15 protein-coding genes are annotated in these 21,267 nt (G+C 62.8%); 6 read left to right on the top strand and 9 right to left on the bottom strand.

What is annotated here, in order from left to right:
* Position 1: 1 nt before the first annotated feature.
* Positions 2–670 (bottom strand): P-loop NTPase family protein, encoded by a 669-nt coding sequence (locus tag HK107_RS08450; RefSeq protein ID WP_173198498.1) that lies wholly within the window; start codon positions 668–670, stop codon positions 2–4.
* A complete protein-coding gene (locus HK107_RS08445) occupies positions 654–2,066 on the bottom strand; it encodes a DUF2066 domain-containing protein (protein WP_173198496.1) in 1,413 nt (470 codons plus the stop codon). The genes HK107_RS08450 and HK107_RS08445 overlap by 17 nt, the downstream gene beginning before the upstream one ends.
* 116 nt (positions 2,067–2,182) lie before the next feature.
* Between HK107_RS08445 and purM the strand changes: the two genes are divergently transcribed.
* Positions 2,183–3,175: a phosphoribosylformylglycinamidine cyclo-ligase gene (purM, locus tag HK107_RS08440; protein ID WP_173198494.1), complete on the top strand. Its 993-nt coding sequence runs from the start codon at positions 2,183–2,185 to the stop codon at positions 3,173–3,175.
* A complete protein-coding gene (purN, locus tag HK107_RS08435; RefSeq protein ID WP_173198492.1) occupies positions 3,172–3,786 on the top strand; it encodes a phosphoribosylglycinamide formyltransferase in 615 nt (204 codons plus the stop codon). The genes purM and purN overlap by 4 nt, the downstream gene beginning before the upstream one ends.
* Here the strand turns inward: purN and HK107_RS08430 are convergent, their stop codons facing one another.
* Together HK107_RS08430 and dnaE are read right to left on the bottom strand one after the other, a co-directional pair.
* A complete protein-coding gene (locus HK107_RS08430; RefSeq protein ID WP_173198490.1) occupies positions 3,787–4,350 on the bottom strand; it encodes a fasciclin domain-containing protein in 564 nt (187 codons plus the stop codon).
* Between the two features lie 118 nt (positions 4,351–4,468).
* Complete coding sequence (gene dnaE, locus HK107_RS08425) at positions 4,469–7,927, bottom strand: DNA polymerase III subunit alpha (protein WP_173198488.1); 3,459 nt, start codon at positions 7,925–7,927, stop codon at positions 4,469–4,471.
* Between the two features lie 379 nt (positions 7,928–8,306).
* On the opposite strand from dnaE, the gene HK107_RS08420 reads away from it, so the two are divergent.
* Positions 8,307–10,619, top strand: a complete 2,313-nt coding sequence (locus tag HK107_RS08420) for an ATP-dependent helicase (RefSeq protein ID WP_173198486.1) — start codon at positions 8,307–8,309, stop codon at positions 10,617–10,619.
* Between the two features lie 54 nt (positions 10,620–10,673).
* On the opposite strand, the gene HK107_RS08415 is transcribed toward HK107_RS08420, so the two are convergent.
* The 3 genes from HK107_RS08415 to HK107_RS08405 all read right to left on the bottom strand — a co-directional run bounded on the left by HK107_RS08415 (position 10,674) and on the right by HK107_RS08405 (position 13,888).
* Positions 10,674–11,453, bottom strand: coding sequence for a hypothetical protein (locus HK107_RS08415; RefSeq protein WP_198912337.1), 780 nt, complete (start codon positions 11,451–11,453; stop codon positions 10,674–10,676).
* 93 nt (positions 11,454–11,546) lie between these two features.
* A complete protein-coding gene (locus HK107_RS08410; protein ID WP_173198484.1) occupies positions 11,547–12,395 on the bottom strand; it encodes an SDR family NAD(P)-dependent oxidoreductase in 849 nt (282 codons plus the stop codon).
* Positions 12,392–13,888 carry a flavin-containing monooxygenase gene (locus HK107_RS08405; RefSeq protein ID WP_173198482.1) on the bottom strand — a complete coding sequence of 499 codons (1,497 nt, stop codon included), beginning with the start codon at positions 13,886–13,888 and terminating at the stop codon, positions 12,392–12,394. The genes HK107_RS08410 and HK107_RS08405 overlap by 4 nt, the downstream gene beginning before the upstream one ends.
* A gap of 88 nt (positions 13,889–13,976) precedes the next feature.
* Here HK107_RS08405 and HK107_RS08400 point away from each other — a divergent pair, with 88 nt between their 5' ends.
* The 3 genes from HK107_RS08400 (at position 13,977) to cobS (ending at position 17,618) form a co-directional block, all read left to right on the top strand.
* On the top strand, positions 13,977–15,686 hold the full coding sequence (locus HK107_RS08400) for a M28 family peptidase (protein ID WP_173198480.1): 1,710 nt from the start codon (positions 13,977–13,979) through the stop codon (positions 15,684–15,686).
* Between the two features lie 79 nt (positions 15,687–15,765).
* Positions 15,766–16,608: a 2OG-Fe(II) oxygenase gene (locus HK107_RS08395; protein WP_173198478.1), complete on the top strand. Its 843-nt coding sequence runs from the start codon at positions 15,766–15,768 to the stop codon at positions 16,606–16,608.
* A gap of 29 nt (positions 16,609–16,637) precedes the next feature.
* Complete coding sequence (gene cobS, locus HK107_RS08390) at positions 16,638–17,618, top strand: cobaltochelatase subunit CobS (RefSeq protein ID WP_173198476.1); 981 nt, start codon at positions 16,638–16,640, stop codon at positions 17,616–17,618.
* 169 nt (positions 17,619–17,787) lie between these two features.
* Here the strand turns inward: cobS and HK107_RS08385 are convergent, their stop codons facing one another.
* The gene (locus tag HK107_RS08385) at positions 17,788–20,544 is read right to left on the bottom strand and encodes a phosphoenolpyruvate carboxylase (protein ID WP_173198474.1); all 2,757 of its coding nucleotides are present in this window, start codon (positions 20,542–20,544) and stop codon (positions 17,788–17,790) included.
* A gap of 172 nt (positions 20,545–20,716) precedes the next feature.
* The gene (locus tag HK107_RS08380; RefSeq protein WP_173198472.1) at positions 20,717–21,103 is read right to left on the bottom strand and encodes a VOC family protein; all 387 of its coding nucleotides are present in this window, start codon (positions 21,101–21,103) and stop codon (positions 20,717–20,719) included.
* Positions 21,104–21,267 lie beyond the last annotated feature (164 nt).

Here is a 21,267-nt window from a genome sequence, read left to right as displayed (position 1 = left end):
CTCAGTCTGGTGATTCGGGGCGGAGATGAGCTTGTTCCACCGCCCACTGCAACAGGGCCCGACGGGGTTCCTTGCCCCCTGCACGATCAAGAGCGCGACAGAAACGGCGAGGCGCAGCCATGGAGCGGGGAAGCTCGCCTGCAACCCATGCGGCCTCGCTCTCGTTCAGCCGATGCCCATGCGCGTCGAGGTCAGCGACGAGCGCCGGCAGCAAGCCCTCCACTCCGGGACGCTCGACGGTGACGACCGGCAGCGCGCCAAGGCGTGAGGTCAGGTCAGGCGGCACTTCGTCTTCGCGGTCCTGATACCAACGGCTGACCGGCTGGCGCGCTTCGAGCACGAGCGCCATCCCCGCCGAGGCGCAGCGGTTGATCTCAGCGAAAAGCTCCAGCGGCGCGACTTCGGCGACGGTCAGCACCTCGAACTCCGTCGCGCGGCCGGAGAGCAGGAGCTCCTCGAGGAGGCGCGTTTTCCCGGCCTCTGCCGGGCCTGTCAGAATGACCGAAGTCAGGCCGCCAACCGCCCTGCCGAAAGCCTCGAACTGACGGAGTAGGCCGCTCTCGGCAGCCAGCTGCTGCGGGCTCGGCCGATAAGGCGGCTGCTCGTCGATACGCGGCTTGAAGGGCAGCGCGGGTTGCACTGCCGCCCCCATCTTATCGTCCGCCGTCATCACCGAAGAGATCGTCGGGGAGCTCGGGGATTTCAGCCTCGGACGTGTCCTCGGCTTCTGGCTCATCGGCCCGGTCATCGCGATTGCCCCGGCGACCGAAGAAGCGGCCAAGACCCCGGCGACGCTCGACTTCCTCGTCGATGTCCGTGGTCAGCGGCTCGGTCCGCGTCATCAGGACCGAAGCAAGATCTGTCTCGGCGATGTGCCAGCGCTCAGAGCGGTCCTGCCAGACGGTCAGGTCACGCTCACGCATGGCGAGGGAGAACTGCTCTTCGGCGCCGACGACCGTCAGCATCATGATCGCGTTCGCGTTGCTGAAGGCCTGGGTCTCAGCATCCTGAACCAGCGCGGAATCGTTGATCGCGTCCTGAATGTGCGACCAGGCGGCCTGGGTGTTGAACCAGGCCGTGAGGTCGAAGGTCCGCTGCTGGCTGTAGTCGACCAGCGTCCGGCGCTTCCAGCTTGCCGAGTGGCGGGCCACGGTGCTCTCCACCGCACGGCGGGCGAGCGCAGGGAAATCGTCATCCTTGCCCCGGAAGAAGAGGTCCACGACCTCTGTTCCGATGGCCGAGGTCTGAGGGCCTGAGGCATTGAGCGAGGGCGGCGTGGCATCGATCAGGCGGACTCGCAGGCGGAACTCACCGTTCACTTCCTGAAGGTCGCCCTTGGCGAGGTAGATCTTGCTGGCGGTATAGCGCTCAGCAAATGCCCGCAGCGCAGCGCCGTTCAGGTTCGCAGCTTCGTCAGCGGTAATCGCTTGGGTGTCGATGACGTCGCCCTGAGGCAGCTCCATAGGCGTCAGCTCGTTGACCAGCGGTCTTGCCAGCCACGCCCGCGCCCAGGGGTTCTTCGCTTCCCAGAGATAGGTGTCGTTCGCGGTCCTCAGCACCGGCAGGATCAACACCCGTCGCGCTTGCTCCTCAGAGTAAGGAAGCCGCGCGCCGCGCAGGATGTTTCGAATCGCATCGGGCTTGAACCGGTAGGTGATCTGCGCCCGGTAGGTCGTTCCCGACGACTTTTCGTTGAAGACGTTGGTCTCCATCTCGAACGAGCGAATCTGCTGCTCCGTTAGGGAGAGCGGCTGCTTCGTCGGAAGCTGCGCCTCGACCGAATTGGGATCGTAGATGTCGTAAGTCTCGGCCCGCGGGGTCGTAACTGCCTCGGCCTCAAGCTCCTCAGCGAGGTTCGGCAGGTAGATCCAGTCCTCTTCCGACACGAGACGGCGCAGCAGAAGGTCCAGCGCCTGCCTGCGTCCAAGGTCACGGGCCTGTTCCTGGGCCTCCGCAGCGGACTTCGCCTGCGCAGCCACAGGCACCTCCGCGACGGTGAAAACGTCCTGCGCAAAGGCAGGCAGAAGGCTCAAAACAACGGAAAAAAGGGCGAAAAAACGCAGCATCAAGCGGTCCCCGGAGCGATCCTGTCCTCCTCTAGCACCGCCTGCCCTAAAGGGCGACTGCTAACAGCCAGTTTGACAGGTCTTCACGAGGGGGCCGTTTCCGCCTATCGGGCGCCATGACCGATGCCTACAAAAAGGCCGGTGTCGACATCGACGCCGGCAATGCGCTCGTGAAGCGCATCAGCCCCTTAGCAGCCGCCACGCGCCGTCCCGGCGCCGCCGCCGATCTCGGCGGGTTTGGCGGACTTTTCGACTTGAAAGCCGCTGGGTTCGACGATCCGATTCTTGTCTCTGGTACCGACGGCGTGGGCACGAAGCTGCTCCTCGCGATCGAAACCGGGAAGCTGGACGGCATCGGCATCGACCTCGTCGCCATGTGCGCCAATGACGTCCTCGTTCAGGGCGCAGAGCCGCTCTTCTTCCTCGACTATTTTGCGACGGGTAAGCTCGACCAGGACGCAGCCTCCTCCGTCATCGGTTCGGTCGCTGAGGGCTGCCGCCAGGCAGGCGCTGCGCTGATCGGCGGTGAGACGGCCGAGATGCCCGGCTTTTACGCAGACGGACACTTCGACCTGTCAGGCTTCTGCGTCGGCGCGGTCGAACGCTCTGCCATTCTGCCCGTGATGGATCAGATGAAGGCGGGCGATGTCATGATCGCGCTCTCCTCCTCCGGTGCCCACTCCAACGGCTACAGCCTCATACGCAAGCTGATCGCGGAGCAGAACGTGGACCTCTCCGCCGACGCTCCGTGGGGTGAGAATTGGGGCGATGCGCTCCTTGCGCCGACGATCATCTATGCTGAGGCGGTCAAGCCCCTGCTCGCTGGCGGGCTCCTCAAGGGCATGGCGCACATCACCGGTGGCGGCCTCATCGAGAACGTCCCGCGGGTCCTGACTGACGGTCTTGCGGCATCGTTCGATGACGAGAAATTGCCCAAGCCACCGCTCTTCGAGTGGCTGCAAAAGGCGGGCGACCTGTCGGATACCGAGCTCAGGACCGTCTTCAACTGCGGCGTCGGCATGGTCCTGATCGCGTCGGCGGAGAAGGCGGACGAGGTCCTCGCCAAAGCCGAGGGCTCCTTCGTGATCGGTACGCTGACAGACGCATGAAGAAGATCGCCATCCTGATCTCAGGCCGCGGCTCGAACATGGCCGTCATCCTCGATGCGATAAAGCGCGGCGAGGTCCCCGCCGAGGTTGCACTGGTCCTTTCCAACCGCGCCGATGCGGCTGGCCTTCAGACCGCGAGCGATGCGGGCATCCCTGTCGCCGTGGTCCCGAGCAAGGGCAAAAGCCGTGAAGATTTCGAGGCTTCCGTACAGGAAGAACTGATCCACGCGGGCGCAGAGTTCGTCTGCCTCGCAGGGTTCATGCGGGTCCTCTCGCAAGGCTTCGTCGAGGCCTGGTCGGGGCGCATGCTGAACATCCACCCCTCGCTCCTGCCGCTCTTCCGTGGCCTCCACGTCCACGAGCAGGCGCTGGAAGCGCGGGTCGCCGTTTCGGGCTGCACCGTCCACTACGTCACGCCCGAGCTTGATGGTGGTCCGATCGTCGGTCAGGCCGTCGTGCCTGTGGAGCCCGGCGACACGCCGGACACCCTCGCCGAGCGCGTGCAGAAGGCCGAGCACATCCTCTACCCAGCCGCGCTCGCACGCTGCCTTGGCGGAGCAGGAAATGTCCTGCCCCAACCCGGCATACTCATCGCATTTCGCGAAGTCTGATTACTCGGCAGGCGGAAGAAGCACGCCGTCGATGATGTGAATGACGCCATTGCGCGCCTCGATGTCAGGCACGACGACGAGCGCCGTGGCGGGTTCGCTGCCGATGATGACGATCTCGCCCGAAGCGTCGATCCGCAGCATCGGTCCGCCCACAGTCGGTACCTCCGTCTGCTGACCAGTGATATCGCTCGACGTCACACGCTCGCCGAGCACGTGGTAGGCGAGGATCTGTTGAAGCAGCGCCTGGTTCTCAGGCGCCGTCAGGACGTCCACGGAGAAACCTGTGGGCAGGCTGCCAAATGCATCATTACTTGGTGCGAACAGGGTCAGAGGACCTTCCGTATCGAAGGTCGTCTCGAGGTCAGCGGCATCCAATGCGGCTGCAAGGGTGGAAAAACGCGCTTCACTCTGGATGATCTCTAGGAGCGTCGAAGCGAGCTGCTCCTCAGCAGGCTCTTCCGCGACGCCGGCCTGGGCCGCATCGCTCGCCTCGTCAGAGGACCCTCCACAGGCGGCGACGCCAAGGGCGAGAAGCGAAGCAAACAGCAGGCGAAACGGGGTCATAGCGCATCCTTACGTAAGATAAGGCAACCCGCCGTCGGGCTGCCCACACCGCCGTGAGTTAGCCGCTGGCGCGGGGTTTGCCACCCCTTGAGGGAACTCTCCCTCCGCGGGTTGCTTCTCAGGCGGTCTCTTCCACAGCGCCAACGCCCTGGATCAGCTGCAGCGGTCCCTTGCTCGCGGTGCCTGCTTTGAATGCTTCAGGCAGGTGGATCACGACTTCGCAGCCCTCTTCGGGGATCGGCAGCACAAGCCGCGGCGGCGCGTCTTCCTGAGAAGAGGCGCACCCCTTGAGGCTCTGCTTGATCTCCGCGAAGGCGTCGACCTCAGCCACTGTGATCGCCAGTGGCACCGGACCGCGCTTTTTCGTGCCGAGCCCCTTCTCCAGTTTCCTGATCCCCTCACCCGTCAGGCGCAGCGAACCGCTATGGTCGTCTGCTGTAGCGGAGAGGAGGATGGGTGTTCCGGGCTCAAGGAGCGCCTGGTGCTTCTGCAGCGTCTCCGAGAAAAGCGTCACCTCGAATTCGCCGCTTTCGTCCGACAGCGTGACCCAGGCAAAGGGCTTGCCCGACTTCGAACGGCGGTTCGTCACCTCACGGATGACGCCTGCGAGAAGGACCGTGCGTGTACCAACTTCCTCCTCGGCGAGGAGCGGCGCGGAGGGCTGGACCCGGTTCTGCTCCAGCTCCTCCCGGAAGGCCGAAAGCGGGTGGCCGGAGAGGTAGAAGCCAATCGCCTGACGCTCTTCCTCGAGCTGCTCCATCAGGCTCCATTCCGCAGCGCCCGGCAGGCGCGGCGGCTCGGTTTTCACCGCTTCGTCGAGGGTGAGGAGCGAGAGGTTGTCCGACGTCCGTTCATCAGCGCACGCAGCAGAATAGCGGACCAGCGTGTCCGCCGCCGCGAAGACCTGCGCGCGGTTCGGGTGGATGCCGTCGAAGGCCCCTGCTCGCGCCAGCTGTTCCATACCGCGCTTGCCGACCTGGCGGCCATCGATCCGCTCGGCGAAATCGAAGAGGTCCTTGAACGGCCCACCTTCAGCGCGCACCGAAGCGATATGGCGCATCGCCTCAAAGCCGACATTCTTCACCGCACCGAGGGCGTAGAAGACCTCGCCCTCCTTGGAGAAGAAGTCAGCCTGCGAATGGTTCACGCACGGCGGATGCACCTTGACGCCAGACCGCTTCGCCTCGCCGTGGAAGGTCGCAAGCTTGTCCGTGTTCGCAAGGTCGAGGGACATCGACGCGGCAAGAAACGCCGCCGGATGGTGCGCCTTCAGGAACGCCGTCTGGTAGGCGATCCACGCATAGGCCGCAGCGTGGGATTTGTTGAAGCCGTAGCCAGCGAACTTCGCGACCAGGTTGAAGATGCTTTCGGCCTTGGCAGCGGAGACGTTGTTCTCCTTCGCGCCAGCGACGAAGCGCACCTTCTGCTTGTCCATCTCCTCCTTCTTCTTCTTGCCCATGGCGCGGCGAAGAAGGTCGGCTTCCCCGAGGGAGTAGCCGGACAGGACCTGGGCGATCTGCATCACCTGCTCCTGGTAAATGATGACCCCGAAGGTCTCCCGCAGGATGTCTTCGAGCAGCGGGTGGAGATAGTCGGGCTCTTCCTCGCCTGCCTTCCGCGCATTGTAGGTCGGGATGTTGTCCATCGGACCCGGACGGTAGAGCGAGACGAGCGCGATGATGTCCTCGAGACTGTCAGGCTTCATGCCCTTCAGCGCCGAACGCATGCCCGAACTTTCAAGCTGGAAGACGCCGGTCGCCTCCCCGCGGGTCAGCATGGCGAAGGTGTCCTCGTCACCGACGTCGATCTTGTCGATGTCGAGGTCGATATCCTCCGCCTTCAAATTATCGAGCGCCCGCCTGATCACCGTGAGGGTCTTGAGCCCGAGGAAGTCGAACTTCACGAGACCGGCAGGCTCGACCCACTTCATGTTGAACTGGGTCGCCGGCATGTCGGCGCGCGGATCGAGATAGAGCGGCACGATCTCGTGGAGCGGCCTGTCGCCGATCACGACACCCGCGGCGTGGGTCGAGGCGTGGCGGTAGAGACCTTCGAGCTTCAGCGCCGTTTCGATCAGTACACCGACTTGGGGGTCCTCACGCTTCTCGTCTTCGAAGCGCGGCTCGCCAGCGACAGCCTCGGCGAGGGTCGTGGGGTTAGCGGGGTTGTTCGGCACCATCTTGCAGAGCCGGTCCACCTGCCCGAACGGCATCTGCAGCACACGGCCGACATCGCGCAGGACGGCACGGGCCTGAAGCTTACCGAACGTGATGATCTGGGCGACGCGGTCGTGGCCGTACTTACGCTGGACGTACCGGATCACCTCGTCCCGGCGGTCCTGGCAGAAGTCGATGTCGAAGTCCGGCATCGAGATACGCTCAGGGTTCAGGAACCGCTCGAACAGGAGGTTGAACCGAAGAGGATCGAGGTCCGTGATGGTCAGCGCATAGGCGACGAGGCTGCCCGCACCCGAACCCCTGCCCGGACCGACGGGAATATCCTCCGCCTTCGCCCACTGGATGAAGTCCGCAACGATCAGGAAATAGCCGGGGAAGCCCATCCCCTTGATGACGTTCAGCTCGTGATCGAGGCGCTTGTCATACTCCTCCCGCGAGGCTGCGGGCTCGATGGCTTCAAGCCGGGCGTCGAGACCCTCGCGCGCCATCTTCTCGAGGGCTGCGAACTCGCCTTCGAGGTCGCCCGCGAAGGAAGGCAGGATCGGCGGGTGGGTGCGCGGCCGGAAGGCGCAGCGCTGGGCGATCTCAATCGTGCTGGCGCAGGCTTCGGGCAGGTCCTCGAAGAGAGCGAGCATGTCGTCTTCGGACTTGAACCAGAAATCCTCTGGCACCCGGCGACGGTCGTCCTGGCTGATATAGCTCCCCTCCGCGATGCAGAGGAGCGCGTCGTGGGCTGCGTGGTCCTGCGCCTTGGGGAAGTAGACATTGTTCGTAGCGACGAGGGGCAGATCCTGCGCGAAGGCCAGTTCCACAAGCTTGGCTTCGTGGGGAAACCGCCCAGCACGGTCCGTGTCATCGGAAGCAGGCGAGCGGACCAGCTCGACGTAGAAGCGGTCGGGAAACGCTGCGGCCAGAGTAGCGACCAGCTTGGCGGCTCTTCGAGCATCGCCCTTGCTCAGCGCACGGTCGACAGGACCATCGAGTCCGCCGGAAAGACAGATGATCCCATCCGTTGACTGACAAACCTCGTCGAGCGCGACGCAAGGCTCACCCTCCTGCGCCGGGCTGAGAAAGCTCTTGGACGCAAGGTCCATGAGCCGCATGTAGCCGGTCTCGTTCTGCGCCAGCAGCACCAGCTTGGAAGGGGCAGGCGCCCTCTCCCGCGGATCGGTTGGCTTGTCGCCACCGACTGCCAGCTCGATCCCCACGATCGGCTGGATACCCGCAGGCGAGAAAGTCTCCGCGACTTCGAGCGCCCCGAAGAGATTGTTCGCATCGGTCACCGCGAGGGCGGGCATCTGCGCCGCCTCGCAAAGGCTCTTCAGCTTTTTGACCGGGATCGCCCCCTCCGCGAGGGAGTAGGCCGAATGAGTGTGCAGGTGAACGAATGAAGCTGGCATCGCCCATACGGTAGGCGATTCAGGAGCCCCCTGCGCACCCTCATTCTCCACAGGGAGCGCGGCCTTAGCCGATGACGGTGATCGCCGTGGCGATGACACTGATAACGATGGTGAATCCGGCGAGATCTTTCAGCAAGGACATAGTTCGCTCCCTCTTTGTTCTTTTCCTGTTCCCATTTTAGGGAGAACAAATCAAGACCTTTCATCAAATTTCGCACAATCGCTGTGTATTTCAGGCGCAGCTGATCCCCCAAGCCCAGTGATCTTGCCGTGTTCACGTCACCGAGGCCGTTTTCCACATGCCTAGATGGAGAAGAAGAGATGCCCTGCGGCGGCTTCCGCCGTTCCCGAAGCGTTCCGACTCTTCTATATGCGGTGGATGGCTTCTCTCTCCCAGCGCGCGCGCGCCACGGCTGCGCCCCAGAACAGCTCCTATCTCGACGGCCTCAACGACAAGCAGGCCGAAGCGGTCCTCACTACCGAGGGGCCGGTGCTGATGCTCGCTGGCGCGGGGACCGGCAAGACTAAGGCGCTGACGACGCGGATCGCCCACCTCCTCGCCGCTGGCAAAGCCCAGCCCTGGGAAGTGCTGGCCGTGACCTTCACCAACAAGGCTGCCCGCGAGATGAAGGAGCGCGTCGGTGCCCTCGTCGGCGAGGTGGTCGAAGGCCTGCGCTGGATGGGCACCTTCCACTCGGTCGCCGCGCAGATCCTGCGCCGCCACGCGGAGATCGTTGGCCTCAAGCCTAGCTTCACGATCATCGATACCGACGACCAGGTCCGGCTCTGCAAGCAGGTGATCGAATCGTCTGGCCTCGATGAGAAACGCTGGTCAGGCCGCGGCATGGCCGCGGTCATCGACGGATGGAAGAACAAGGGCCTGACCCCCGCAGACCTCAAGGCCCATGATGGGGACGTCTTCGGCGATGGCAAGGCTGTTTCTCTGTACAGGGACTACCAGCAGCGCCTGATCGATCTCAACGCTGCGGACTTCGGCGATCTCTTGGTCCACAACCTCACGATCTTCCAGCGCGAACCAGAGATCAGGGCGGAGTATCACCGCCGCTTCCGCTACATGCTGGTGGACGAGTATCAGGACACGAACGTTGCGCAATATCTCTGGCTGCGCCTCCTCGCCCAAGGCAAGGAAGGCGACCCGGCGAACATCTGCGTGGTGGGTGATGACGACCAGTCGATCTATGGCTGGCGCGGCGCCGAGGTCGAGAACATCCTCCGCTTCGAGAAGGATTTCCCCGGCGCAAAGGTCATCAGGCTTGAGCAGAACTACCGCTCGACCCAGGCGATCCTGAACGCGGCAGGCGCGATCATATCCAACAACACTGACCGCCTCGGCAAGGACCTCTGGACCGAGCAGGAAGGCGGTGAGCTGATCAAACTGCGCGGCGTCTGGGACGGCGAGGAGGAAGCCCGTCAGATTGCGGAGGATATCGAGAGCGAGCAAATGAAGGGCCGCTCCCTTTCGGACATGGCCGTCCTCGTCCGTGCGTCCTTCCAGATGCGCAGCTTCGAAGAGCGCTTCAACACGCAAGGCATCGCTTATCGGGTCGTCGGTGGTCCCCGCTTCTACGAGCGTGAGGAAACCCGCGACGCCCTGGCCTACCTGCGGCTCGTCAGGAACGCCGAGGACGATCTCAGCTTCTCGCGGATCATCAACAAGCCGCGCCGTGGCTTTGGCGACAAGACGCTGCAGCAGCTGAACGTCATCGCGCGCCAGAACCGCATGTCTCTCGTGGCGGCAGGCCAGCTCATGCTCGAAACGAATGAGCTGAAGGGCAAGGCCAAGGCGGCGATGGGCACCTTCCTTGCCTCCCTCCAGCGCTGGCAGAACGAGGCCGAAGCGATGGCGCCCGCGCCCCTCGCCGAGATGGTTCTGGAGGAAGCGGGCTACACAGACTATTGGAAGAACTCCAAGAACGTCCAGGCCCCCTCGAAGCTTGAGAACCTGAAAGAGCTCGTCAACGCAGCATCAGAGTTTGAAACCCTCGCAGGCTATCTCGATCATGTCAGCCTCGTGGCCGAGCGCTCTGAAGAGTCCGAAGACGGACAGGTCTGGCTGATGACCCTCCACGCGGCGAAGGGCCTCGAATACCCGGTCGTCTTCCTACCCGGCTGGGAGGAAGAGATCTTCCCCTCGAAGCGCAGTCTCGACGAGAACGGGAAGGTCGGCCTCGAGGAAGAGCGTCGCCTCGCCTATGTCGGCATCACCCGCGCGCGGGAGAGCTGCCGCATCAGCTTCGCGGCCAACAGGCAAGTGTACGGACGATGGCAGAACGCCCTGCCCTCACGCTTTGTCGATGAGCTGCCCGAGGAGGAGGTCGACGTGATCTCTGAACCCGGCCTCTACGGCGTCTCAGCCAAGGACACCCCGGCCCAGTCGCGCTTTGCGGACCTCGTGCTCGAGGATAGCGCCAACCGCTACCAGACCCCGGGTTGGAAGCGTGCCCGCGAGTATGGCCAGCGGCGGGTCAGTGAGCCTGCCATCGACGGCCACGCACGCCTTGTTGCATCCTCCGCACCCGGAGAAGAGACCTTCTCGGCCGGCGAACGCGTGCGTCATGCGAAGTTCGGCGAAGGCACGGTCCTGCGCGCCGAGGGCAACAAGCTCGAGGTCGAGTTCGACGATGTCGGCGACAAGAAAGTCATCGCGAGCTTCCTCGAGCTCGCGGAATGAAAAACGCCGGAGCCCTGCGGCTCCGGCCTTCTCTGTCGTTAGATAGAGGACGGGTCAGTCGTCCTTTTTCTCCTTCACGAGGCGACCGACGACGCCGCTTTCGCTGCGGATTATCAAGCCGTCATCGTCCTTCAGGTACTTCTCAGGGTTCTTAAGGACATCCGTCCGTGCACGAACACCTGTGCTGCCCTGGTCACCGCGATAGGGACTATCGTAACGGCTATCGCGGCGGTCCCTGCGGTTGTCGCGACGGTCGTCACGCCTGTCCCGACGATCGTCATAGCGGTCGTCCCTGCGGTCACGGCGGTCATCATACCGATCATCACGGCGGTCACGACGATCCCGGCGATCGTCATACCGGTGATCGCGCCAGTCGCGTCTGCGGTCACGGCGGTCATCGCGCCAGTCATAGCGCCTGTCCCGGCGATCCCAGCGGTCGTCCCAGCGCGCGTGGCGACGGTTCCAGCCGCGATAATCATGGTACCGACCATACCGGTCACGGACGTTCCAGTAGCGGTGGTTACCCCACCGGTCGACGCGCCCGATGATCACGCTATCCACGATCCGGCCACGGCGGTAATAGACCCGCTCGATGTAGCCGCCACGCGTGATGAAGGTGTCGGTCCTGTAGCCCCGGCCAAAATAGCCGTGGTGCCGCGGGTAGAAATCGTTCCAATAACGGAACCCGTCGGTCCCGATCAGCGCAGAGAAATTCGCGCCATCAAGACGAACCCCAACATCGATGTCGGGTCCGCCGCGGTCCGCAAGTGCAGCGCCGCCTAGACTTAACGACAGGCCAGCAGCGAGTGCTGCAATCCAAGGTTTGGTGCCCATTATGGCCTCCTTTACCAGCCCCCATTTGTTCCAAGACTATCATGCCTTGGAACTCTTGAGCGTGAGACCTGTGTCATAAACTGACCTACGTTGTCAGGAAGCCGTTGACTTCTCTGCAGGTTTCGGCGGCGGGGCCGAGAGACCCAGCATTTTTAGGATCGCGTAGTAGTTGATGGGAAGGACACGCTGGATCGCTTCGAGCATCCGTGCGTCATTACCGACGATGCATCGCTGAGACCTACGCTCAGCAGCGTCGAGGATGATCTGCGCAGCCTTTTCAGGCGGCATGCTCAGGCTCTTCTCCGCCTGCTCACGTGCTGCTTCTAGGCGCTCGATCCCGATCCCCTTCGAGATACGTGCGCGCTTCGCAATGTTGGTCGCGACGCCGCCGGGATGGACGACTGTGACGCCTACGGACGTTCCCTGCAGCTCGTGCCGGAGCGCTTCGGAAAACCCGCGCACTGCGAACTTGGCGCCGCAATAGGCCGTCTGGCCGGCAGGCGCGATCATCCCGAAAACGGAGCTGACATTGACGAGCTGTCCGTGCACGGGATGCGCCTGAAGCATTGGCAGAAACGCGCGGGTCATGTTGACCACGCCGAAATAGTTGATTTCCGTCAGCCAGCGGAAGTCTTCCGGCGAGGCTTCATCGAAGTAGCCGCCCAGCGCGACACCCGCATTGTTGATGACGAGGGACACAGGCCCACAACCCTGCGCGACTTCTTCCGCCGCCTGATCGCAGGCCTGAGGATCGGAGACATCAAGCCTGCGCGTCAGGACCTTCGCCCCAAGTGCCCGCCCCTCTTCGCCAGCCTCTTCCAGCTCTTCTGAGTTGATATCGAACAGCGCGAGATCATAGCCTCTGCTGGCGCAAAGCGCTGTCAGTGCACGGCCGATGCCGCTGCCTGCGCCTGTGATGACGGCGGTACCCTTGCCGCTCACTCTGCAGCTTCCTTCATCACGAGTTCAGACTGCGGCGAGCGCTGTCGGAAGGCCATGACGCCATCGTCGAGCTTCGAGAATTTCATGTCGAAATAGTCCGCAATGTAGGACTGGTGGTTCCTCCACGGACGTTCGCCGCCCTGCTTGGGGAACTGGTCGATGTCGCGGTTGACGTAGCTCGCCATCAGGTCAATCGCGGGATGCGGGTCTGGCCTCTCCGAGCCATAATCCGGCACGATGATCTCCGCCCCCTTGGCCTTCATCTCATCGATCAGCCTACAGAAGTACCGGCTCGCAAGGTCCGTCTTCAGTGTCCACGAAGCATTCGTATAGCCGAACATCCCCGCAAAGTTCGGGATACCTGAGAACATGAAGCCCTTATAGATATAGCTGTCGCCAAAGACGAAACGCTCGCCGTCGACAAAGATGTTCATCCCCGAGAGCGGCTTGAGCTTCAGGCCGGTCGCCTTGACGACGATGTCGGCTTCAATCTTCGTTCCGTCCTCCATGAGGAGGCCGTCTTCCGTAAACCGATCAATACCGCCAGTGACGACCGTCGCCTTGTCCTTCTTGATCGCTTCGAAGAGATCATTGTCCGGCACGAGGCAGAAACGCTGGTCCCACGGGTTGTAGGTCGGCGTGAAATGTGGCTCGACCGGCAGCTTGCCGTCGAGCGCCTCTTCGGTCGCTTTCCTGATCTGCTTTTTCATCCACTGAGGGTAGCGACGCGAGAGCTGGTAGGTCGCGGTGCCCATCAGCAATCTCTTGATACGGAAGAATTTGTAGGTCGCCTTCGAAGGCAACACCTTGCTCACCGTATCGAACCACGGGTCCTTCGCAGGAAGGCTGGCGATGTAGGTCGGCGAGCGCTGCACCATGGTGACAAAGCCCGCCCCCTGCTCCGCCATCGCCGGGACAATCGTCACCGCCGTCGCGCCTGAGCCGATCACGGCGATCTTCTTGTCTTGGAAGTCGAGGTCTTCAGGCCAGAACTGCGGCTCGAGGATCTCGCCTTTGAAATCCTCTTCCCCGCCCATCATCGGGACGTGGCCGCGTTCATAGTCGTAATAGCCAACGCCCGAGATGACGAAACGCGACCGGACAGTCTCGGTCGAGCCGTCATCCCGCCTGATCTTCGTGGTCCACATCGCCTCGTCGGAGTTGAAGCTCATCTCCGTAACGCGCGTCTGAAACTCGATCCGCTCATAGACGCCGTATTCCTCGGCCGTCTCCCGGATGTAGTTCTTGATCGACGGGCCATCGGTCAGGGACTTGGGCAGGTGCCAGGGCCTGAAGGGATAGCCGAGGGTGTACATGTCGCTGTCCGACCGGATGCCGGGATAGCGGAAAAGGTCCCAGGTCCCGCCCAGATCCTCACGCGCTTCAAAGATCCTAACCGACAGGTTCGGGTGGTGAATCTTCAGCCTCGAGGCGGCCCCTACGCCTGACAGCCCTGCCCCGATGACGACAACGTCACAGGTTTCCTCAGCCATGTCTCATCCCTTAGTTCGCGCTTCTTGCCTTGTTCCCGGCGTCCGGCGCGATTATCCAGCGTTTCGAGACAAAAGAAGAGCAGGAAACATGACGCACGCAAAGGCGCTCCTCGGCATAACGATTATCGCTCTGGCAGCTTGTGGAGGCGAAGACGCCCCGACCGAATCGGCTGGACCGGAGGTCGAGACCTCCGTCGCTCTGCCCCCGGTCTCCGATGAGACGCTCAAGCGCCACGTCATCACCATGGCGGACGACAGCTTCGAAGGCCGCGCTCCCGGCACAGCTGGCGGCATGATGACCCGCGAATACCTCGTCGGAGAGATGGAGCGCCTCGGCCTTGAGCCCATCGGCGACAGCTTCGAGCACAAGGTGACCTTGGTCAGCCGCGCCCTCGACCCGGCCCAGTCCTCGGCCGGCTTCAATTACTCCGATACGCTCGTCGATGACCTCGAATACGGCCCGGAGACCGTCTTCTGGACCAAGCTCGACGACACCGAGATCACCATCAACGACTCAGAAGTCGTCTTCGTCGGCCACGGCGTCGTGGCGCCTGAATATGGCTGGGACGATTACGCAGGCATTGACGCCGCCGGGAAGACGGTCGTCATGCTCATCAACGATCCGGGCTTCCGCCAGCAGGGCGAGATCTTCGGCGGCAACTCGATGACCTACTACGGCCGCTGGACCTACAAGTACGAAGAGGCCGCCCGCCAGGGCGCAGCCGCGGCCATCATCATCCACCAGACGGCGCCCGCCTCCTACGGCTGGGGCGTCGTCTCCGGCTCCTGGTCAGGGCCGCAGCTCAACCTGCCGCGGAACCCGAACGACACACCGCCCGTGATGCTCGAAGGCTGGATCACCCAAGAGAAAGCCGAAATGCTCTTCGAGCAAGCCGGCATGGACCTCGAAGGCATGGAAGAAGCTGCCACCATGGCTGGCTTCACCCCTCAGCCGATCGGCGAGATCACTTTCTCCGCCAAGATCACCCAGAGCCTCGAAGAGACCGAAAGCGCCAACGTCGCTGGCGTCCTGCCGGGCACTGAGCGGCCGGATGAGTATGTCATCTACACCGCGCACTGGGACCATCTCGGCGTCGACCAGGCACGCCTCGATGAGGGCGAGGACGGCGTTTACAATGGCGCCGTGGACAATGCGACGGGCACAGGCGGCATCCTCGCCATTGCCGAGACCTACGTCGAAGCAGGCTACCGCCCGGCGCGTTCTCAGATCTTCCTCGCCGTGACGGCGGAAGAGTCAGGGCTCCTCGGCTCGAAAGCCTTCGCAGAGAACCCGCCCGTCCCGCTTTCCTCCATCGTCGGGGGCATCAACATCGACGCCATCCTCCCCACCGGCCCTGCCCGTGACCTCACCGTCGTCGGGTTCGGCAGTTCAGAGCTTGAGGACATCCTCGCCGAGGTCGCAGCCGCCGCGGACAAGGTCCTCCGCCCCGACCCGACGCCTGAGCGCGGCTATTTCTACCGCTCGGACCATGTGGAGTTCGCCAAGCGCGGCGTGCCGATGCTCTACGTCGATAACGGCGTCGACCTGATTGAAGGTGGCGAAGCTGCAGGTACCGCAGCAGGCAATGCCTACTCCTCGGGCCCCTATCACAACGTCACGGACGAGGTGGACCATCCCTCGACCTGGCGCTGGGACGGCATGACCGAGCTCCTCACCATCATGCGCGACACCGGTCTCGAGCTGGCCAACACCGAAGCCTACCCCAACTGGTACGAAGGCAACGAGTTCAAAGCCATCCGCGACGCGCAGATGGCTGAAGGAACCGCTCGAGACTGATTTAGGTGCATTGCAAAAAGTGCTGTTCTCGCGGAACAGTGCTTGCAGATGTTCACGCGAAAAGCCCAGAGGCCCAGCGATGTCCTATTTGCCGATCCGTCACCAACCACCCTTCTCGCTCGACGTGGATGCCATCCGTGCGAGAGGTGATGAGCTCTCGGCGGCCTATCAGGCCGCCGACCCCTTTCCTCATACAGTCATCGAGGACTTCCTCCCGCGGGGGGTCGTCGATTACTGTCAGCAGAACTTCCCGGGCGAGATTCGCGAAGGGGGCAACCAGTTCGACCGGGATCAGGAGCGCTTCAAACGAAGTTTCCGCCCTGATGAGCTTGACGACCTTAAGCTCAGGTCTCTGTTTCACACGTTCAATAGCCTACCGTTCCTCCAACTTGTCGAACGTATTACTGGGATCAAGGGGCTCATTCCGGACCCATACTTTCTCGGAGGTGGTTTCCACGAGACGAGGCAAGGCGGGCATCTGTCGATGCATGCGGACTTCAACCACCACAAGCCACTCGGGCTTGAGCGCAGGGTCAACGTCCTGATCTATCTGAATGATGACTGGGACGAGAGCTACGGCGGAAACCTCGAGCTGTGGGACGAGAAAATGAAGGAGTGCCGTCAGAGGATCGCTCCGGTAGCAAGCCGCTGCGTCATCTTCTCGACCACGGGTAACAGCTGGCATGGGCATCCCGAACCCGTGGCTCATCCAGATCTCAAGCCTCGACGCTCGATCGCCCTCTATTACTACACGGCGACCTGGCAGGATGATCAGATTGAGAAAACGACGCAGTTCAAAGTTCGCAAAGGGACCAACGACCGCGTTGACTGGAAAGTCAGGACCAACGAAACGCTGGAACAAATCCTGCCGCCAATTCTTATGCGGCCCACCCGGAAAGTCCTGAGCAAGGTGTTTCGCTGAACACGCCAGCGTTCGCCCGAGGAGAATGAATGAGCGACGTCGATCCCGCACGCGAACCTGACATCACCGTGTCCGTAGCCGAGACCTTCGGCATCAAGTCGAACATGCAGGTGCCTGCTTTCTCCGAGGGCGGCGACCACGTGCCTGAGGCCGACCCCTCCTACCGCTTCGATCCGCAGACGACCCTCGCGATCCTCGCAGGCTTCGCCCACAATCGCCGGGTGATGGTCCAAGGCTATCACGGCACGGGCAAGTCGACCCACATCGAGCAGATCGCCTCGCGCCTCAACTGGCCCTGCGTCCGGGTGAACCTCGACAGCCACGTCAGCCGCATCGACATGATCGGCAAGGACGCCATCACCATCGAAGACGGCAAGCAGATCACCTCCTTCAAGGAGGGCATTCTTCCGTGGGCGTTCCAACGTCCTGTCGCGCTCGTCTTCGACGAGTATGATGCAGGCCGCCCTGACGTTATGTTCGTGATCCAGCGGGTCCTCGAGGCCGAGGGCAAGCTCACCCTCCTCGACCAAAACAAGGTCCTGAAGCCCCATCCGAGCTTCCGCCTCTTCGCCACGACCAACACGATCGGCCTAGGTGACACGACGGGCCTCTATCACGGCACCCAGCAGATCAACCAGGGCCAGATGGACCGCTGGTCAATCGTCACCACACTGAACTATCTTGCGCATGAGGAAGAGACGAAGATCGTCTCCGGCAAGCTTCCCGGCTACCAGAACGAAGAGGGCCAGAAGACCCTCGACGCGATGGTCCGTGTCGCTGACATGACCCGCAACGCGCTGATGGCTGGCGACATCTCCACCGTGATGAGCCCGCGGACGGTCATCACCTGGGCTCAGAACGCCGAAATCTTCGGCGACATCGGCTACGCCTTCCGCGTGACGTTCCTCAACAAGTGCGACGAGCTTGAACGGCCCCTGGTCGCGGAGTTCTACCAGCGCGCCTTTGGCGAGGACCTGCCTGAAGCGAGCCACCTCATTGATGTTGCGTAGACAGACGGATTTCTAGCGCAGCGCCCAACCTCTCCCTCTGGGAGAGGTCGAAATCTATGATTTCGGGTGAGGGCTTCGAGAGCAGGACCTAGCCCGCCCTCACCCTGAGCCTGCTAAAGCAGCCTCAGACCTCTCCCAAGGGAGAGGTGATCCAAGCCAAATGCTCCGCTTACCCATGTGCCCCAAAATGGTGCGCCACGGCGAGGCTGATCCTCCGGCACTGATTGAAGGTACGCTCGAGCGGCGCAATCGTGTCCCGCTCAATTGCAGCGTAGCCCGTCTCCGAGCCGTCATCATCGGCAGGCTCGTCGAAGAGCTTCATGATCTCCGTATCCTGACGTTGCGGGAAGCCCTCGCGGAGCTGTTGCACCGCCCGGTCCACGTCAAGCGCCAGAATCTCGTCCAGCACCTCAGGCCGTGAGAACCCACCTGCCCGCGCAAACGAAGGCAGCCGCGCGCCGAGGAGGAACATGTGCTGCATCAGCGCGATCCTCAGCGCATGGAGCAGATCAAGGTTCGCAGGGGCACGGTCGAGGTCCTCGAAGCCCATCGACTTCAACCCCCATTTGAGCGTGATCGCCCCGGGCCGCAGCCGGGCTGCAAGTTCCAGCGCAGCGAAGTACCGCCGGTCCCCGACGAGATGCGTTGCGAGGTCACCGCAGGCCTTCTCAATCTGCGGTTCACCGCCAGAAATCGGCCGGGTCGCCCAGAAGCTGCCGTCATAGAGCTTCATATAGGCGATCAGCGTCTTCATATCCGAGAGCTGCGCCGCGCGAGCGACCAGCTTCATCAGCCTACGGAAACGGTCAGAAGTCTCCGCCATATCCTCATAGGCTTCAGGCTCGGTAGAAATCGCCTCGCCGACACCAGCATGGATATTGGCGACATAACCGATCTGCTGCAGCGAACCATTGTGCGAAATCGCACGGATACGGCGCAGGCTGATCTCTTCCTCGCCCGAACGCTCGAACTGGCGTTTGGTCTTGCGCGAACCAGCAGGCGGCAGGAGCGACAGCCCCGGCCCCATGGCCACGGTCGCCATCGCCTCTTCCTCGAAGAGGTCGATCTGCTCCTTACGCACCGTATTGTAGAAATCGAGGCTGGCCTCGTAGCGCTCATAGAACGGGTCTTTGTCCGGGTCCGGATTGCCCGTCAGCGCTCGCAGCAGGCCTGCGACAACAGCCTCGGCCGCCTCATCAGAAGCAAACCAGGAATAGCCGTCGCCGCCCTGGAAGCTGATCTCATGGCAAAGCCTGATGCCCCGGTTCTCGAAGCTCTTCCGCGCATAAGGGCTCATGGCATAACGGCTGCGGTCGAGGATCGAGGTCGGATGCCCGCCCCGGCCCATGCTCTCACCGTGGGTGTTGAAGATCACCGCTTCGAGGTGGCCGAGCCCATTGCGCTCCATTTCGTCAGCAAGCTGAACCTGTAGTCGCTCGATCGCCAGTGTGGCGGAAAGCTGCCCCATGAACCGGCCCGCATCGGAGAAGCCCGCCTCGATCGAGACCCTGCCCCGCTGCTCCACCTGCTCACGATAGGCAGGCTGCGCGAGGAGAACGTCGAGGATCCTCCGTGAGCGGTCAAAGCTCTTTGCCGTTTCGAAGAGCGGGCAAACGTCCACGAGCTTGTCGGCACCATAGCGGCGGGAGAGGTAGATCGCGGTCAGCACCGTTACCGGGTTTTCGCACTCGGCAATCAGCAGGCGGATCGGTGTGTCACCGTCGATATGCTTGGTTATCTGTGCTGCGGCGATAGCGATGCGTCGCGCGGAGCTCGTCTCCGTCGCGAGGCTGCCAAAGTTCACCCGAACCGGCACCACACCTGCGATCGCTTCATTGACCTGTTGCAGGGCCGTATGGCCGAAAAGGTCAGCATCGCGACTGATCGGGATGAGCGCCCGCGAGGCGTTCCTGATCTGCGAGGCGTTGAGGCGGAAGTGGATCTCGCCGAGACCAAGCCCCCGCGCCTTCATCAGTGCCGCAACACCGAGAAGACCGATCGTCGTCTCCTGATCGCCCGCGCCCTTCGCCGCCTTCCGCAGGTCAGCGATCAGCAGCCTCAGCGACACAAGCCGCTCCGCATCATCCGCCGTCAGACGGTTCGCAGCGGCGGCAATGTCCTGCGGATCCTTGAGGTTCTCATCATCGCTGAAGATCTCAGCCAGCTTCTGCGACCGGTCCAGCGAAGCCTGCAGCCGGGCCTTCACCTCAGCCACTCCCTCGACAGATGCAAACCCATCAAGCCGCGCAATATAGTCAGCAAGCGCCTCCGCCTTCTCGATCAGGCGGTGGCAGAAGATCCGTGTCCAGCTGATATCCTGGCGCCCGTCGAGATCATAACCGACCCAGGTCGCAAGGCTCACCGGCAGAGGCAGCATGTCCTTGTAGGCATCGCCATACCGCTCCGAAGCCAGCTTGAGCGCCTCACGGCTCGCCGCAACGATGGCATCTGCACCCGCAGCCAGCGCGCGCCGCGCCTCGCGGTGTTCTTCGGCAAGGGTAATCCCTGTGCGGATCGTGGTCGCCTCGGCGATGTCCCTCTTCCCGCGCAAGGCAAAGCCGCCATCCTCATCCATCGCAAAGGTCGGGTGGCCCGTGAAGACGATGGTCTCCAGCGGCTTCTCCAGCCGCCGGGCAAACTCCTCAGGCTCCTTCACCCCATCCGTCAGCAGGCTGATCGCCTCGCTAAGCGTCCCGCTCTCCGCAAGATAGGCCGCGCCCCGCTCTTTCCTTTGCCGTGCCGCCTCGCACGCAAGCTCGGAGATCATCGCCTCCGTATCGTCCAGTGTCAGGCGCCCTGCTTCGATGGCACGCGACAGGTCGTGGGCCATGCGGCGGACAGGGTTGGCGAGCGGGTCGTTCTCCAGCTGCGCACGCAGGTCTGCGAGGCGCGCACGGAGGGCATCGAGGCTAAGATCTTGGTCCAAGGGAAACTCCCTGTTTGAGACGTCGTATGGCGCGCAAGGCAGCTGTGTGCACTGCGCGCCGCCGCTGGCAGAGATTGCCAGCGAGCCGAGTGCCATTGGCAAAATTGTGCGCTGCGTGAAAGGCCGGGAGACCGCCCTTCACGGAGCCGTGTTCACTCTCCGGCCCTTCCTATCAGCTGAGCTGGATCAGCTGGATGAGGTTACCGCAGGTGTCGTCGAGGATCGCCATGGTCACATCGCCAGCCTTGGTCGGCGGCACGGTGAACCCGACCCCTTCCCGCTTCAGGCGGGCAACCTCGCCCTCGATGTCATCGGTGCTGAAGGCGGTCCAGGGGATGCCATCCTTCTTCATCGCTTCCTGGCACTGGCGCGCAACGTCGTGCTGGTTCGGCTCAAGCGCCAGCTCGGTCCCGCCACGCTCCTCGGGCGACACAAGGGTCAGCCAGCGAAACTGCCCCATCGGAATGTCATGCTTCACCTCAAAGCCGAGCTTGCCGGTGTAGAAGTCCAGCGCCTTCTGCTGGTCGTCGACCATGACGCTCTTGATGTACATTTTCATGGGTCGGTCCCCTGTAATCTGCCTGTGGTCACGCTGCCACGGTCGCCGCGAAGGGGAACCTTTTTCTGCAGTCAGGCAGGGCGTGGGATCGCCGTGTTGCCTGTCCGGCAATGATGATAGAACGGACCCTTAGACGGGGGTAGAGACATGAAATCACTCGGGTT

Source organism: Parvularcula mediterranea (genome assembly GCF_013085255.1).
Taxonomy (GTDB): domain Bacteria; phylum Pseudomonadota; class Alphaproteobacteria; order Caulobacterales; family Parvularculaceae; genus Parvularcula; species Parvularcula mediterranea.
The sequence above is the reverse complement of the archived record's forward strand: the minus strand, read 5'-3'. Positions and strand labels throughout refer to the sequence as shown.

Bases quoted from the DNA above. Each gene is read 5' to 3' on its own strand.
- dnaE (WP_173198488.1), bottom strand. From the start codon at position 7,927: ATGCCAGCTTCATTCGTTCACCTGCACACTCATTCGGCCTACTCCCTC.
- HK107_RS08395 (WP_173198478.1), top strand. From the start codon at position 15,766: ATGTCCTATTTGCCGATCCGTCACCAACCACCCTTCTCGCTCGACGTG.
- purN (WP_173198492.1), top strand. From the start codon at position 3,172: ATGAAGAAGATCGCCATCCTGATCTCAGGCCGCGGCTCGAACATGGCC.
- HK107_RS08415 (WP_198912337.1), bottom strand. From the start codon at position 11,453: ATGGGCACCAAACCTTGGATTGCAGCACTCGCTGCTGGCCTGTCGTTA.
- HK107_RS08420 (WP_173198486.1), top strand. From the start codon at position 8,307: ATGGCTTCTCTCTCCCAGCGCGCGCGCGCCACGGCTGCGCCCCAGAAC.
- HK107_RS08380 (WP_173198472.1), bottom strand. From the start codon at position 21,103: ATGAAAATGTACATCAAGAGCGTCATGGTCGACGACCAGCAGAAGGCG.
- purM (WP_173198494.1), top strand. From the start codon at position 2,183: ATGACCGATGCCTACAAAAAGGCCGGTGTCGACATCGACGCCGGCAAT.
- HK107_RS08405 (WP_173198482.1), bottom strand. From the start codon at position 13,888: ATGGCTGAGGAAACCTGTGACGTTGTCGTCATCGGGGCAGGGCTGTCA.
- HK107_RS08445 (WP_173198496.1), bottom strand. From the start codon at position 2,066: ATGCTGCGTTTTTTCGCCCTTTTTTCCGTTGTTTTGAGCCTTCTGCCT.
- HK107_RS08400 (WP_173198480.1), top strand. From the start codon at position 13,977: ATGACGCACGCAAAGGCGCTCCTCGGCATAACGATTATCGCTCTGGCA.
- HK107_RS08430 (WP_173198490.1), bottom strand. From the start codon at position 4,350: ATGACCCCGTTTCGCCTGCTGTTTGCTTCGCTTCTCGCCCTTGGCGTC.
- HK107_RS08450 (WP_173198498.1), bottom strand. From the start codon at position 670: ATGACGGCGGACGATAAGATGGGGGCGGCAGTGCAACCCGCGCTGCCC.
- cobS (WP_173198476.1), top strand. From the start codon at position 16,638: ATGAGCGACGTCGATCCCGCACGCGAACCTGACATCACCGTGTCCGTA.